The sequence below is a fragment of the Persicitalea jodogahamensis genome (assembly GCF_014651615.1).
GTDB lineage: Bacteria > Bacteroidota > Bacteroidia > Cytophagales > Spirosomataceae > Persicitalea > Persicitalea jodogahamensis.
This window is the reverse complement of sequence record NZ_BMXF01000003.1, coordinates 497,132-511,466: the sequence shown is the minus strand read 5'-3', so window position 1 is coordinate 511,466 and position 14,335 is coordinate 497,132. Positions and strand designations below refer to the sequence as shown.

11 protein-coding genes are annotated in these 14,335 nt (G+C 49.7%); 6 read left to right on the top strand and 5 right to left on the bottom strand.

The window, feature by feature from the left end:
* Positions 1-4: 4 nt before the first annotated feature.
* A complete protein-coding gene (locus IE117_RS17505; RefSeq protein WP_189565771.1) occupies positions 5-439 on the bottom strand; it encodes a viral A-type inclusion protein in 435 nt (144 codons plus the stop codon).
* A 316-nt stretch (positions 440-755) separates the two neighbouring features.
* Between IE117_RS17505 and IE117_RS17500 the strand changes: the two genes are divergently transcribed.
* On the top strand, positions 756-2,288 hold the full coding sequence (locus IE117_RS17500; protein ID WP_189565770.1) for a DUF4394 domain-containing protein: 1,533 nt from the start codon (positions 756-758) through the stop codon (positions 2,286-2,288).
* 105 nt (positions 2,289-2,393) lie between these two features.
* On the opposite strand, the gene IE117_RS17495 is transcribed toward IE117_RS17500, so the two are convergent.
* Positions 2,394-3,131, bottom strand: a complete 738-nt coding sequence (locus IE117_RS17495; RefSeq protein WP_229581067.1) for a cupin domain-containing protein — start codon at positions 3,129-3,131, stop codon at positions 2,394-2,396.
* Between the two features lie 131 nt (positions 3,132-3,262).
* Between IE117_RS17495 and IE117_RS17490 the strand changes: the two genes are divergently transcribed.
* A complete protein-coding gene (locus IE117_RS17490) occupies positions 3,263-5,749 on the top strand; it encodes a zinc-dependent metalloprotease (protein WP_189565769.1) in 2,487 nt (828 codons plus the stop codon).
* A 46-nt stretch (positions 5,750-5,795) separates the two neighbouring features.
* Here the strand turns inward: IE117_RS17490 and IE117_RS17485 are convergent, their stop codons facing one another.
* Complete coding sequence (locus tag IE117_RS17485; RefSeq protein WP_189565768.1) at positions 5,796-6,932, bottom strand: cellulase family glycosylhydrolase; 1,137 nt, start codon at positions 6,930-6,932, stop codon at positions 5,796-5,798.
* Positions 6,933-7,186: 254 nt separating this feature from the next.
* Between IE117_RS17485 and IE117_RS17480 the strand changes: the two genes are divergently transcribed.
* Positions 7,187-8,269 carry a Gfo/Idh/MocA family protein gene (locus tag IE117_RS17480; protein WP_189565767.1) on the top strand — a complete coding sequence of 361 codons (1,083 nt, stop codon included), beginning with the start codon at positions 7,187-7,189 and terminating at the stop codon, positions 8,267-8,269.
* Between the two features lie 236 nt (positions 8,270-8,505).
* On the top strand, positions 8,506-8,697 hold the full coding sequence (locus tag IE117_RS17475) for a cold-shock protein (RefSeq protein WP_189565766.1): 192 nt from the start codon (positions 8,506-8,508) through the stop codon (positions 8,695-8,697).
* A 70-nt stretch (positions 8,698-8,767) separates the two neighbouring features.
* Here the strand turns inward: IE117_RS17475 and IE117_RS17470 are convergent, their stop codons facing one another.
* Positions 8,768-9,559 carry a hypothetical protein gene (locus IE117_RS17470; protein WP_189565765.1) on the bottom strand — a complete coding sequence of 264 codons (792 nt, stop codon included), beginning with the start codon at positions 9,557-9,559 and terminating at the stop codon, positions 8,768-8,770.
* 170 nt (positions 9,560-9,729) lie between these two features.
* Here IE117_RS17470 and IE117_RS17465 point away from each other — a divergent pair, with 170 nt between their 5' ends.
* Entirely contained in the window at positions 9,730-11,964 is a 2,235-nt protein-coding gene (locus IE117_RS17465) for a DUF5916 domain-containing protein (protein ID WP_189565764.1), read from the top strand.
* A 69-nt stretch (positions 11,965-12,033) separates the two neighbouring features.
* Positions 12,034-12,816: a M90 family metallopeptidase gene (locus tag IE117_RS17460; protein WP_189565763.1), complete on the top strand. Its 783-nt coding sequence runs from the start codon at positions 12,034-12,036 to the stop codon at positions 12,814-12,816.
* 59 nt (positions 12,817-12,875) lie between these two features.
* Here the strand turns inward: IE117_RS17460 and IE117_RS17455 are convergent, their stop codons facing one another.
* Positions 12,876-14,318: a SusD/RagB family nutrient-binding outer membrane lipoprotein gene (locus IE117_RS17455; protein WP_189565762.1), complete on the bottom strand. Its 1,443-nt coding sequence runs from the start codon at positions 14,316-14,318 to the stop codon at positions 12,876-12,878.
* Positions 14,319-14,335 lie beyond the last annotated feature (17 nt).

Genomic DNA, 14,335 nt, shown 5'->3' with positions numbered 1-14,335 from the left:
AAAATCATTTCAAAAAATCCCGTGCGGCTTCCAGGCTCTGGTTGGTTCTTTTCTGCACATCGGTGATTTTGTCTTTTTCCAAACGGAAGTACACCAGGGCATCGCCCGCCGGAAGCGCCTTGGCAGAATCCCCCCGGTATTGATACATCCACTCCATCATCAGGCTGTCCGCCGTGGTGAGTTCTTGGCTGAGCTCCATGGCTTTCATTTTTTGCTCAGCCAGCGTTGTGCTGCTCACGCCCTCCTGTTGCAGACTATCCAGCTCCACCATTTTGGCCGAAAGCTGTTTTTTCAAAGACATGATGTCGCTCATTTTTGGCATTACCTGATCGTGGATCGCCATCACCTCTTCTTCAATTTCTTTAACCTGTTCTGCGCTCTTATTGCAGGCGGCAAGTGAAACAATGAATAATAGAGCGGCTGAAAGTATGGTTTTCATTTTGATTGGAGAGAAAATTAGGTACTTACAATTCTGGTGCAAAGGTAACCCCCAAATCCCCGGCAGCCAAAGTTCTCTTAAAGCAACTTACATTATCTGAAATTGATCTCTGACGCTCTTCTAGTAAGAAGGAGCAACTCCCGCATACCGTCCGATCGCCTGGCAGAATACGCTCTTACCACCATAATTAGTCACCTTTATAATCGTACTCCGGCGGAAAATTTCAAAAAATGCCGATCTGAAAAATCCATTTTTAAACAATGTACGTATATCGGCGAACTACCATCTCTAAACACAATTAACTAACCACATTACTATGAAAAAATCCTTGCAAAAATGGGTTCTGACCCTACCGATTGGCCTATTCCTCATGGCCCTGGTACTCCAGTCGTGTGAAGACCACCGTCTCCCACCCGCTGCACCGACCCTTCCAGATCAGATTTTTTACGCGCTTACCGACAACAATCAACTCTACGAGTTAAACGTTCGGAACACTTCGGCTCCCCTGCGCACCCTTACGATTAGTGGCCTGCAGCCCGGTGAAACGATTCTGGGTATTGATTTTCGTCCCGCTACCGGACAGCTTTACAGCGTAGGCTCATCAAGCCGGCTTTATCACATCAACCTTCAATCCGGCGCGGCTACCGCACTTGGCACGGGCCCCTTCACGCCTGCCATTGAAGGTACCATGTTTGGTTTCGATTTCAACCCTACCGTCGATCGCATCAGGCTGGTTAGCAACACGACCCAGGATTTGCGTCTGCACCCCGAAACCGGAGCGGTAGTTTCCATTGACGGTAACCTGAACGGCTATCCAAACCCGATGGTGGCAGCGGTGGCTTACAGCAACAGCTTTGCCGGAACTACCACGACCAGGCTTTATGATATCGACGCAACTACGGACAGATTGTACCTGCAGGATCCGCCCAACGATGGCGGGTTGAAAGATATCGGCCCCCTGGGCATCGATATCAGCGCGGTCGGTGGGTTTGACCTTTCCGCTGATGATAACTACGGCATTGCATCAGTGATGTTTAACGGCAAATGGGAGCTTTCTTACGTTGATCTAGCGACTGGTAAACTTCAAAAATTGGGCGATCTGCCCTCAGGAACGATCACCGGAATTGCTATTCCAACGAACCCTGTGGCGTACGCTGTCGATCTTAACAATACACTTCATATCTTCAATCCTAAGAAGTTTCCGATAACCAGCCTCACCCGGAGCATCACCGGTCTGCCAACTGGCGTAACGATCGAAGGAATCGATTTCCGGCCCGTAAATGGCCAGCTCCACGCGCTGGGTAGCAACGGAAATTTGTACGCAATCAACCTGTCTAACGGTGCGGCCTCCATGCTGTCGGTACTTAGTGTGGCATTGGACGGCACTAGTTTCGGAGTGGACTTCAACCCCGTGGCGGATCGCCTGCGAATCGTAAGTAACACCCGCCAGAACCTGCGCGTGAACGTAACTACGGGAGCGGCTATCACAGATGGCACCCTTACGCCTGTATCGGGCACCGTTACACCATTTATCAACGGAGCCGCGTACACCAACAGCTTTGCCGGCACTACCTCAACGGTTTTATACGACATTGACAGCCAGACCAACAAGCTATATAAGCAAAATCCGCCCAACGATGGGGGTCTTGAGGAGATCGGCAGCCTGGGCGTGACAGTAGATGCAGCCAATGGCTTCGACATCGGAGGGACTACCGGGGATGCTTATGCGCTGTTGACCGTAGGTGGCGTTTCTGGCCTTTATAAGATTAACCTTACCAACGGTTCGGCATTCCGGATTTCTGATTTCCCAGCTGGCGTTAAAGGCTTTGCTCTCGGATTCGGCTTGTAAAATTTTGATTCTTAGTGGAAAAGGCGTTGGAATTCATCCAACGCCTTTTTTTGTTTTCTTCACTCCAAAAACAAACTCGCTTTCACTTAAAGTTGGGTCTATAACTTATTCAAACTGAAAAGCAAAGTAGGTACAGGCACCCTTACCGGTATTGCGGATGGCGTGCGGAACCTGCGATTGCAGGAAGATGATGTCCCCCACCCCAGCGGATATCCATTTTCCATTAATACTTTCCTCGGCCTCGCCTTCGATCAGCAGCAGGATTTCGGCGGCCTTGTGAGTGTGGGGAGGATGGCTCATCAGGCCCTCGTTCAATGTAGTGATGTGCATTTCAAAGCGCTCGGACTGCGGTGTGGCCATATCAAAAACATTACGGCGGCCTCCCTTATCATGTGCCTTATACTCCATGTCGTTCCAGTGCCTTACAAATGATTGCCCCGCATTGGCAGCCCGTTTGGGGTCTGGAGCCCTAGCCTCATAGCGCATAATGTAGTAGCTCACGGGCTGGTCTCCCCGATTTTCAAAGCCATGAAAGTCATCAGGCAAAATCAGGGCCACGCTTCCAGCTTTGAGGGTCTCAGTTTTTCCGGCGATAGTGACCGTGAGCTGGCCTGCTTTCACAATGATGAGCTCCTCATCGGGGTGGGCATGTCCGGGATGAGCGGCTTGTCCTGCGGGTACCGTAGTAGCGTGTACTTTCAAGTGCCGGAATGCGGGTGTAGTGCCTTCCAGAAAAGTACGTTGCTGCGAATGCGTGTTCCTGGTTACAGGAACCTCGTTCCACCGGTAGACATCTGCCGGGATCAGGTCAGGCTGGGCACTACCACAAATTGAAAACATCATGGTTACTAGGAATAAAAACAGACGCATGTGAAGTATAAAGCGAAAATTCATGGATTTTTTCGAGAAAGGCGACCTATATTTATCGCACCAAATCAAGTACCACTTTTTTCTTTAAATAACCCAAAAAACTCATGTCAATATTTTACCGGACAGCTAGTTTGGCCTGCTTACTGGCTTTGCTACAGTTTTCCTGTTCTACCACAAAGGCCCCGCAGACGGCCACGACTACCTCCGCTACAAAATCTGACAGTACGGATAAGGCTAAACCCAAAACGGGCATGAAGTCTTACAAAGCGGTCATTACCAAAGAGGCCGTATCCGATTCAGGCGTATTCACCATTCATAAAGTGGGTGAAAAGTACTTTTATGAAATACCGGACTCTTTACTCAAGCGTGACTTTCTCTGGGTCAGTCGCTTCGTCAACCTACCTTCCGGGCTGGGCGGCGGTTATGTCAATGCGGGTTCGTCGGTGAACGAGCAGATGGTGGAGTGGCAAAAATTTGGCGATAAAATTGTGCTGAAAACCAAATCGTACCGTTCGGTGGCCGCCGATTCGTTACCCATCAATCTTTCGGTGCAGGCCAACAACTACCAGCCAACGATCTACGCCTTTGACATCGCCGCGCTATCCAGGGATTCTTCCGCCTACGTCATTGATGTGACGAAGTTTCTGAGTAGCGATATAAAAACATTCAGCGGCCTTGATTCCGAGATGCGTAAGACTTACAAAGTGAGTAAGCTGGACGACAGCCGTAGTTTCATTCAGAGTGCCAAGAGTTTTCCATTGAACATCGAAGTGAAACAGGACTTCACTTTCGATGCTGCCGAGCCACCTACCAATTCCGAGACGGGAGCCATTAGTTTGCTGATGAATCAGTCGATGGTACTTTTGCCGAAAGTACCCATGCAGCCGCGCATTGACGATTACCGCGTAGGCTACTTCAACATCAGGCAAATCGATTACGGCTCCGAGGCCCTCAAAGCCGACGAGAAATCCTACATTCGTCGCTGGAATCTGGTTCCGAAAGACATCGCTGCCTACCGCCGTGGCGAGTTGGTGGAACCTGTCAAGCCGATCGTCTATTACCTCGACCCGGCCACGCCCGAAAAGCTGCGCCCTTACATTAAAGCAGGCGTGGAGCAGTGGCAGGAAGCTTTCGAAACAGCCGGCTTCAAGAATGCCATCATCGCCAAAGATCCTCCTACCGCAGCAGAAGACCCCGATTTCAGTCCGGAGGACGTTCGCTATTCGGTGATCAGATATGTAGCAAGTACCACCCGCAACGCAGTCGGGCCGAGCGTGTCAGATCCACGTTCGGGCGAGATCATCGAGAGCGACATCATCTGGTACCACAACCACCTTCGCTCCTACCGAAACCGCTATCTTTTGGAAACGGGCGCGGCCAATCCCTCCGCCCGCACCCTCGATACGCCGATGGACGACCTTGGCGAGATGATGAAGGAGGTTATTACGCACGAGGTCGGCCACGCTCTGGGCCTGCCGCACAATATGAAAGCCAGTTCAGCCTATCCCACGGATTCGTTACGTTCGGGAGCCTTTACCCAGAAATACGGCATTGCGGCTACCATCATGGACTACGCCCGCTACAACTACGTGGCGCAGCCTGGCGACAAAGGAATTCGCTTTGTCCGGCAACTTGGCCCTTACGATCACTACGTCATCAACTGGGGCTACCGCTATCTGCCCGACGCTAAAAGCGCCGAAGCCGAAGTACCGACGCTCTCGAAGTGGATCAATGAAAAATCGGGCGACCCAATCTACCAATTTGGCAGTGGAAGCGGAGGTTACGACCCGGAAAGTCAAACCGAAAATGTGGGAGCAGATCTGGTATTGGCCAGTACTTATGGCTTGAAAAACCTGAAACTCGTGGCTCCAAAACTTTACGAATGGACGGCTGAGAAAACGAATGATTACGATGATTTGGAAGAATTGTACGACGAGTTGCTGGGCGTTTGGAGCCGCTACATCGGCCATGTAGCGACCAACGTTGGCGGAGTACATGAAAATCGCCTGAAACCCAATCAGGAAGGATTTATTTTTGTTCCGGTGGATGCCAAAACGCAAACTACCTCCGTGAACTGGCTACTCGACAACGCCTTCTCTTCACCAGAATGGCTGCACGAAGCTAAAATTTCGCGCAATATTCATCACGCCAACTACGTGGACGAGATTCGGTCCCTCCAAGTGCGGCACCTGAACGGCCTGCTCTCACCCGATCGGCTGGCCCGGCTCATGGAAAACGAAGTAAACGATGTAAAATACAACGCGCTTGACATGGTCAATCAACTCCAGCGCGGGATTTGGAAAGAAGTGTATACAGGCTCAGCCATCGACATTTACCGCCGTAATCTGCAAAAGGCCTACCTCGATCGGATAAACTACCTGCTCAACGAAACACCGCCCTCTGGCCGCAGAACGGTCACCCCGGTGGATATCAGTCAATCGGACATCCGTTCCATCGCCCGCGGTGAACTGGTGAAGTTACAGCAACAGTTGAAGAGCGCCCAAAATCGCTACAAAGACGATCTTTCCCGCTACCATATTCAGGATGCATTGGTGCGGATTGACAACATTCTGAATCCTGCAAAAGGGTAAAAAGAGAGTGATGAGTGATGAAAGTTAAATCATTCATCACTCATAATTATTTACCCGTGGCTTTCTTGATTGCCGCCGTTTCCTCGGGATCAATGGCTGTCCCGTCGCTTTTCAGAATTTCGTGGAACCAGATTTTTGGCACACGGCCATTGGTGTACGGGTTCTGCCAGCTATCCCAGGGCAGGTAGGTTTGGGTTTTCCCGGCCACAAAGCCCCAGTTGATCATACCTACATTGTACTTTTTGGCAATGGGCAGGTGCGTCTGAAACTTGCTGCCGTTACCCCGCGCCATAAACTCAGTGCAGATCATCGGGCGGTTTTGGGTTTTCAATTGCTTGATAACCTGCTCAAATTCTGCGGGACCGTTATAATGATGGAAAGTCAGAATGTCGGAGTTTTCGTACTGAATTTTTTCCATGGCGCTCCAATTCTTCGGATCGCTTACATCGCGGTTTTTATTAAAAATCCAGGTGCCGGACGATAGCGGCTGCGTCGGGTTAACGGCGCGCGCCCAGGCAAACACGTCAGGTAGTAGCCTGGTGATGATTTCCCGCTTACGCTCGGGTTCCTGTTTGAGTTTGTTTTTGCCATAACTACTATCGTTGGTGTTATCGGGTTCGTTCCAAACATCCCAAAGCAATATTCGGGGATCATTGGCAAATGCCCCAACTACCCCTTGTACGTAAGCTTTCAAGCGAGGATATTGTGAAACATCGGTGAGCGCATCCGCGCCGGGGCTTTGCAGCCAGCCAGAATTATGCACGCCGGGCGTAGGCTCATGCTGCTTGCCCAGTTTCGGGAAAGGGTCCCAGCAGGAGTCGAAAAGTACCAGCATAGGTTTGATCTTATGTTTGGCGGCGATGTCCAGAAATTGATCAAGGCGCTTCTTGAAGCCCGTCGAATCCTGCCATAGCAGATCATGCAAATAGACTCGAGCGGTAGTTGCTCCCAAATCCTCCGCCCAACCCAGCTCTTTATCTATTTCTTTGGGATTGAAAGTTTCGGCCTGAAACATTTCCAACTGATTGATGGCGCTGGCCGGGTTATAATTGGAGCCGAACAGCCAGGGTTGTTTGGCGTACCAGGCCTCGGCTTTGGCCTGGCTCCAGCGTTCGGGCATTTTAGTTTGGGCAATACTTAGACTAACGGTGCAGACAAAGAATAGAACAAGTAGTTTTTTCATGCGATGGATTATAAAAATAAGGTTGCTACCTAATAAAAGCAGGATGCTATAAATTTCACCTCTTTCTTTAAAAAGAAGTTGACCTCAGCTTTTTGCATCATGAGCGATTGGGAGTTCCACCTGGATAACGACTTTTAAGTGGGCTTTTGATTTTTAGCTGAATATCAAGGAATGTTGATACATGTCGCATCAAGGCCGGGCAAGTATTAATCCATCTGCATGACCTTTTACAGGAAAGCAAATTTCCTTTTTTCATGAAAACACCTGCCATCCTGCTCCTCGCTATCCTTTCCCTCCCAACCTTTGCCCAAACGCCCGTCCGGCTCGCCGTGGCTGGCCTCAGCCACGGCCACGTAGGTTGGGTATTCAACCGAAAAGAGAAAAAAGACACCGAATTGGTGGGGATTTACGAAAAAGACAAAGCTCTGGTGGAGAAATTTATCAAACGATATAATCTGGACCCAAAGCTCTTCTACGATGATTTGGACAAGATGCTGGCCGAAACCAAACCGGTGGCTGTTTCTGCCTTTGGGCCAATTAACGAGCATATTACCGTCGCTCGCGCCGCCGCGCCGCGTAAGATTCATGTGATGGTAGAAAAGCCGCTGGCAACTACCTACAAAGACGCGCAGGAAATGGCTGCCCTGGCCAAAAAATACAACGTAAAAATCCTGACCAATTATGAGACTTCCTGGTACTCCAGCAACCAGCATGTACAGCAACTCTACACCGACGGGAAGCTGGGGGAAATCCGAAAAGTAATGGTGAACGACGGGCATCAGGGCCCACGTGAGATCGGTGTAAGCGATGAGTTCTTCGCTTTCCTCACCGACCCGGTACAAAACGGTGCGGGAGCTCTCACCGACTTCGGCTGTTACGGGGCCAACCTGATGACCTGGCTGATGCGGGGGGACAAGCCTCTTTCGGTCACGGCCGTTACGCATCAGAACAAACCAGAGATTTATCCCAAAGTGGACGACGAGGCCACAATTATCCTGCAATACCCTAAGGCCCAGTGCGTCATTCAAGCTTCCTGGAACTGGACGTTTGGGCGGAAGGATATGGAAGTGTATGGTACCAAAGGATACGCTGTTGCTGTGGATCGCACCACCGTCCGGCAGCGACTTGCCGAGAAGAGTCCCGAACAAACGCTGAAACTTGACCCCCGACCCGCGCCTTATGAAGATCCTTTTTCGGTTTTGGCCCAGGTTGTGCGTGGGCAATTGACTCTGGATCAGAACGACCTTTACGAACTACCTATCAACGTGACAGTGGTTCAGATTTTGGAAGCAGCCAAAAAATCAGCCGATACGGGGCGTCAGGTACTAGTGGAGTAGAAGTAAGAAAGGGCCGCCTAAGCGTGTAAAAATGCAATTATAGTATTTAAGTGTTCAATTTTTGTTAATTCTCCCAAAGACTAACATTGAACATAAATTACTGGCTTTCAAAGAACTGAGTAAATACTATAAATTAATTTCGACTGAAAGTCACCTAATTGTTAAATGATAATTTGGAATTTCAAACAATAATTCTCTCCTTTGTCGTCTAATTTTTATCTTATAATAACAATACAATGCAAGAAGGAACAGTTAAGTTTTTCAATGACACCAAAGGATTTGGTTTCATTTCCCCATCCGATGGAGGTCAAGACATTTTCGTACACGTTTCCGGCCTGGCCGACGACATCCGCGAAAATGACCGCGTGTCCTACGAAGTTGAACAAGGCAAAAAAGGTCTAAATGCAGTTAACGTAAAAGTTATCTAATATTTATCCCGAGTAATTTGAAGGGGCGTACCAATTCGGTACGCCCCTTTTTTGTGTCTTAAGTATTTTATTACCGCAGATCCTCCCGGAAACTATCCTTCGCCAGACGAACCTGCAGCCGGAGGTTCACCGAACGGTCATTTGGATTGTTGCGACCGCCGCCGGTACCGAGGCTGATGCCTCCGCCACCGAAGCCGCCACCGCCAAAGCCCCCACTACCCATCCCGATGCTTACGCCCGGAGCAATACCACCCAGCCCGTTGCCGCTGCCTTCGGTCTTGATGCCCACTTCCATCATCCGGGCCTGCCGGGGGTCTACGCCCAGCTGGGCGAAAGGAATACTGAATTGCTGAGTCAGTTCCTGGTTTTCATCCAATGCAATGCGTGCCCGAATACCCGCCTGATTTTCGACCAGGTTAATAAAACGCTCACCCTGCTTATCCTTCCAGAGGGCTTCCTTATTAAAGGCCTCCATCATCCGGCTCAGGCTAAGGCTATTGGGCAAGTCTATCTGCATTTTGCTTAGAGCTTTTTTGTCGTCACGAGTCACAACGGGGAATAAGATAGATCGATCCTCGCGGCTGTTTTCAGGACTGAACGTCAGGCGTATCCCATTCGTAAGAATTTGTTTTGTGGTCAGCGGATCTCGTGTTTTGAGGGTAATGTACATGAATTGGTCATCGTTGATCACTCCAAACCGCAACCGCGACTGTTGATCAAGGCCATCGAGCGTGCCCTGATCCACATAAGTAAAAGGCGCATTCCATTTGGCGTCATAAGGTACTTTCTTGGCTGAATTACAACCTGCGATTATCTGTGAAATTGCCAGCAGGAACAAGGCAGAAATTATGGTATTTTTCATTAAAGCATAGATTAATTTATTAGTGTAGAACTAACGTAATTTACCGCTCAACATTACAAATAATCTTAAAAATCAGTGCGAATCAGAACTAAAATACGGTCATTCTAAGGGAAATAGGCTATTTTTGGCTAAGGCTCGTTATGATGAATTTCTTACGCCGTATCCCTCATATGAAAAAAATTTACCTACTGTTTTTTTGGATTATTACCATTTGCACCCTCTCTTTTACTTCCAGGGCCCAGAAAACTTACCCAACCCCTTCCTTCAACCTGACTGCTACGGCATCCAAATACACCATCGACGGAGAGCTCAACGAAGCGGAATGGATTCAGCATAGGGTCATTGATCAGTTCTGGCAATTTTTCCCGGTCGATACCATTGTGGCGAAGCGGCAGACGGAAATATTCATGACTTACGACGAAAACTTTCTTTACGTGGCAGCCAAGTGTCATACCGAGAGCGACAAGTTCATTATCCCTTCCTATCGACGCGACTTCCGGGCAGGCGGAAACGATAACATAAGCTTTCTGTTCGATACGTTCCAGGATAAAACCAATGCCTTTCTGTTCGGCATGAATCCCTACGGTGTGATGCGGGAAGCCTTAATCAGCAATGGCGGCTCAGACACCCAGTTTTTTAATTCATATTGGGACAATAAGTGGGAAGGCGAATCGAAAATTTATGACAACTACTGGACCTGCGAATTAAAAATCCCGTTCAGGACGTTGCGCTATCTCGACGGTGGTACTACCTGGAACTTCATGAGTTACCGCTTCGATACTCAAAACAATGAGCAGTCGACCTGGGTCAGAATCCCCCAGAATCAGCTTATTTTTAATCTGGCTTTTTCAGGACCGATGGAGTTTGAGAAACCCTTGCGTAAGCCGGGTGCAAACCTGGCCATCATTCCTTACGTACGGGCCGGGCAAGCCCGGGACTTCCTGAAAGAGCCCACCGCCAAAACGCCTCTGAATTCCGTGGGTGCCGACCTGAAAGTAGGGATCACGCCGGGATTGATCCTGGATGCTACGATCAATCCCGATTTCTCTACCGTTGAAGCCGACCGTCAGGTACAGAATCTTACCCGTTTCGATATCTCACTTTCGTTCCCGGAACAACGCCAGTTTTTTCTGGAAAACTCTGATCTTTTTGGAACCTTCGGCAGTCAGGAGGTTTTCAGTTCCTCGATGGGCAACCAGAATTTCACGCCCTTTTATTCGCGGCGCGTGGGGCTGGAAGTGGACACCACCACCGGAACCTACACGCCCATACGCATTCTTTCCGGCGTGCGGCTCAACGGCAAAGTGAGCAAGAACCTGCGGGTAGGCCTCCTGAATGTGCAGACCGCCCGCGATGAGGAACGCGGTATTTCGAGCGCCAATACTACCGTGGCGGTGGTACAGCAAAAGGTGTTCAGCCGCTCCAACATCACGGGCCTTTTTATCGACAAGGAAATTTTCAATCCGGCAGCAGGCCGTGACCGCTTCAATCGGGTGGCCGGTTTGGAATACAACCACGCCTCCGCCAGCAATCAGTGGCTGGGGAAATTTTATTACCATCAAGCGTTTACCCCCACTGGTGGCAAGAATCAGTTTGCGTCGGGAGCATCTCTGACATTGAACAAGTACCGGTATCAAATCACCTGGAATAGCTATTATATCGGTGATGATTTTCAGGCCGAGGTCGGCGTGGTGCCGCGCCGGAACGTGTACCGGATCAATCCGATTGCGCAGGTAAATTTATACCCCAACAACAAAATCCTCAACCGCCACAGTGTGGGCGTCAGCTACGAGGAATACCGCAAGCCGGGCTTGGGCATTACAGATCAGGCTATTGGATTGGTGGGAGACATGACTTTCCAGAGCTACGCCCAACTCACCTGGCAGGTGGCCAGTACTTACACCTATCTTTTCACCGACTTTGACCCCACCCGAAGCGGTAACGAGCCATTACGACGCGGAACCGACTACCGCTACACGAATGCCCAATTCAACTTCCGTTCCGACCGCCGAAAAAAGCTAAATACGGAGATTAAGGGTACTTTCGGACAAAATTTCAATGGTACCATCGCCAGTCTTACCGGGCTCCTGCTTTACCGATTCCAGCCGTATGGCGATCTGACGATGAATTTCAGTTACAGCCGCATCACCACTTCCGAAGGCAAGGGGACGCTGTTTCTCATTGGGCCCCGCACGGACGTAACTTTTTCCAAGAAACTGTTCTGGACTACTTTTTTTCAGTACAATAATTTGAGTAACAACGTCAATATAAACAGCCGGCTGCAATGGCGTTTCCGCCCGGTTTCGGATTTTTTTCTGGTGTATTCAGACAACTATTTTGCGGATAGCTTTGTGGCAAAGAACCGGGCTATTATCGCCAAGCTGACCTATTGGTTCAATTTGTGATTTGGGGCGTTTCGCCACTACCCTACCCGGCAATCAATCTTACTGCTCTATTTCAACAGTTTCATTCCCATGTCCACGTACTGGCTCTTCATCGTTTTTTCGGCCTTAATCTTCGGATTTGTTATCTGGATGCTCTTTTTCAGAAAGAAAAAAAAGATGGACATTCCCCCGGATTTTCCGGAAGATTGGAGGAAAATCCTTACCCAGAAAGTGTCTTTCTATGAACACTTAGGCTCAGCGGAGCGGTCGCGCTTCGAAGAGGAAATTAGTCATTTCTTTGAGAAAACGGCCGTTACCGGTGTCGAAATGGAAATCGATGATACCGACCGTCTGCTGGTGGCAGCCAGTGCCGTCATTCCGTTGTTCGGGTTCCCGCAGCTGCGCTACCGGAACATCAGCGAGGTACTTTTGTACAGAGGCACCTTCAATGCCGACTACCAAACCGAAGGTGAGGCACGGAATATTTTGGGGCAGGTAGGTTCCGGCACTATGAATCGCCTGATGATTCTTTCATTACCCGCTTTGCACCAGGGTTTTGAAAACGAAAAAAGCAAAAGTAATGTCGGCATCCACGAGTTTGTCCACCTGATCGACAAAGCCGATGGCGGCACCGACGGTGTGCCGGAAAACCTGATGCAGAAGCAGTACGTACTACCCTGGCTGCAACTCGTTCATCAGGAAATTGAAAAAATAAAAGAGGACGAATCGGACATTAATCCATATGCTGCCACCAACGAAGCGGAGTTTCTGAGTGTGGCGAGCGAATATTTTTTCAGTCAGCCAGAGCTATTCGAAAATCGGCATCCCGAACTCTATGCGTTGATGACGAAAATGTACAGGCAAGAACCGTAAAAAAGAAATCCCCCTCATCTTTTCCGATAAGGGGGATTGGCAACTTTTCAACCAGTAGTTTACTTCGCAAACCACAGTTTCAACCGCATCGTATTCTGCCCGCCCTGGCGCGTCAACGCCTCCGTGAAATTGGCAAAATTCAACGATTCCTCCGAGCCGGGATATGCCAGGCGCGTGGGAACTACGTCGTTGTTGGCATTAGAAACCGGGGCTTTCAACGCAGGAATCCCTGTGCGACGGTATTCGGTCCACGCTTCGAGACCCTGGCCATAGAGCGCAATCCACTTTTGCTCCATAATCTGCGTGTAGCCATCGGCACCGCTTTTCAGCGCATTGGCCGCCAGATACTCGGCCGTCGGCGTGAGGTTGTACTGCTTGTAGGACGCTGTGATGGCATCTTTGTAATTAGTAGAAGCATCGCCCGCTGAAGCAATGCCCTTGCTGGCCAGTTCAGCTTTGATGAATAGCAACTCGGCATAGGTCATGATGACACCCGGCGCGGTGGCGGCAGTAAAATAAGCCCCAACTTTGGAGGTTTTCGACAAGCCAAGGGCGTTGGCGTCGGAATTGGAAAGCCCGTTGGGTACTCCTTTGTACTCACCACCGTCGGCGGGCAAATCGGCATATACCGCCAGCCGGGCATCGTTCAGACTTTTTAATTTGTTCACGATCGTCGCGCTGATCCGGTGATCGTCGCGGGTTTTGCGATTTTCATTTACCGGGTTATTGTTGGGCACACCGGACAGATAGGCAAGTTGGACGTTATCGGCGTTGGAAGCCAGTACCGGATACTGACTGGCGTCTCCAAGGATCCGATTGATGTCTGCGGAAACGTCCACTTTGCCATTCATGCGATTCAGAATGCGAAGGCTGAGCGAATTGGCAAATTTCTTCCATTTCAGCATATTGCCTGAAAAAAGTATATCCCCCGAAACAGCCAGATTGGTGTTGTTGAGCACGATCATGTCGTTAGCCGACTTCAAGGTTTTTACCAGATCGGCGTACACGTCTTTCTGCGCATCGTAGGTCGGCTTCAAAGTACCCTCGATTCCTTTGATCGCGTCGTTGTAAGGAATATCGCCGTACAAGTCGGTCAGCACACTGAACACCCAGGAGCGCAGGATCAACGCTACGGCTTTATAATTAGGGTTCTGAGTTTCGTCCGCAATCTTGATGATGCGCTGGTAGTTGGCCAGCGGCTCGACGTAGAAATCCCGCCAGCCATTGGAAATAACGTCGTTGGTCACGATGTAACGGTCAGCGTCAGTATACTGGATTCGGGCCCAGTGCTGAGCAAAAAGATTACCGACATCCTGCCCCAAAGAACCACCCACGTACATATCGACCGCGCTTTGAATGCCATACGGCAAAAAGAGGTCCGCCGATGCCGAGGTCGGGTTATTGGGGTTGGTGTTGATTGTTTCGAAGTCCTTCGTACACGAACCGAAGCCTACAAGCAGCAATGATAATAAAGCCGCTTTTTTAAAAATTGTTGATTTCATTGCGATTAAAATTTATG

Excerpts from the sequence above, each read along its gene's own strand:
- IE117_RS17505 (WP_189565771.1), bottom strand. The coding sequence starts at position 439 with ATGAAAACCATACTTTCAGCCGCTCTATTATTCATTGTTTCACTTGCC.
- IE117_RS17500 (WP_189565770.1), top strand. The coding sequence starts at position 756 with ATGAAAAAATCCTTGCAAAAATGGGTTCTGACCCTACCGATTGGCCTA.
- IE117_RS17495 (WP_229581067.1), bottom strand. The coding sequence starts at position 3,131 with ATGATGTTTTCAATTTGTGGTAGTGCCCAGCCTGACCTGATCCCGGCA.
- IE117_RS17490 (WP_189565769.1), top strand. The coding sequence starts at position 3,263 with ATGTCAATATTTTACCGGACAGCTAGTTTGGCCTGCTTACTGGCTTTG.
- IE117_RS17485 (WP_189565768.1), bottom strand. The coding sequence starts at position 6,932 with ATGAAAAAACTACTTGTTCTATTCTTTGTCTGCACCGTTAGTCTAAGT.
- IE117_RS17480 (WP_189565767.1), top strand. The coding sequence starts at position 7,187 with ATGAAAACACCTGCCATCCTGCTCCTCGCTATCCTTTCCCTCCCAACC.
- IE117_RS17475 (WP_189565766.1), top strand. The coding sequence starts at position 8,506 with ATGCAAGAAGGAACAGTTAAGTTTTTCAATGACACCAAAGGATTTGGT.
- IE117_RS17470 (WP_189565765.1), bottom strand. The coding sequence starts at position 9,559 with ATGAAAAATACCATAATTTCTGCCTTGTTCCTGCTGGCAATTTCACAG.
- IE117_RS17465 (WP_189565764.1), top strand. The coding sequence starts at position 9,730 with ATGAAAAAAATTTACCTACTGTTTTTTTGGATTATTACCATTTGCACC.
- IE117_RS17460 (WP_189565763.1), top strand. The coding sequence starts at position 12,034 with ATGTCCACGTACTGGCTCTTCATCGTTTTTTCGGCCTTAATCTTCGGA.
- IE117_RS17455 (WP_189565762.1), bottom strand. The coding sequence starts at position 14,318 with ATGAAATCAACAATTTTTAAAAAAGCGGCTTTATTATCATTGCTGCTT.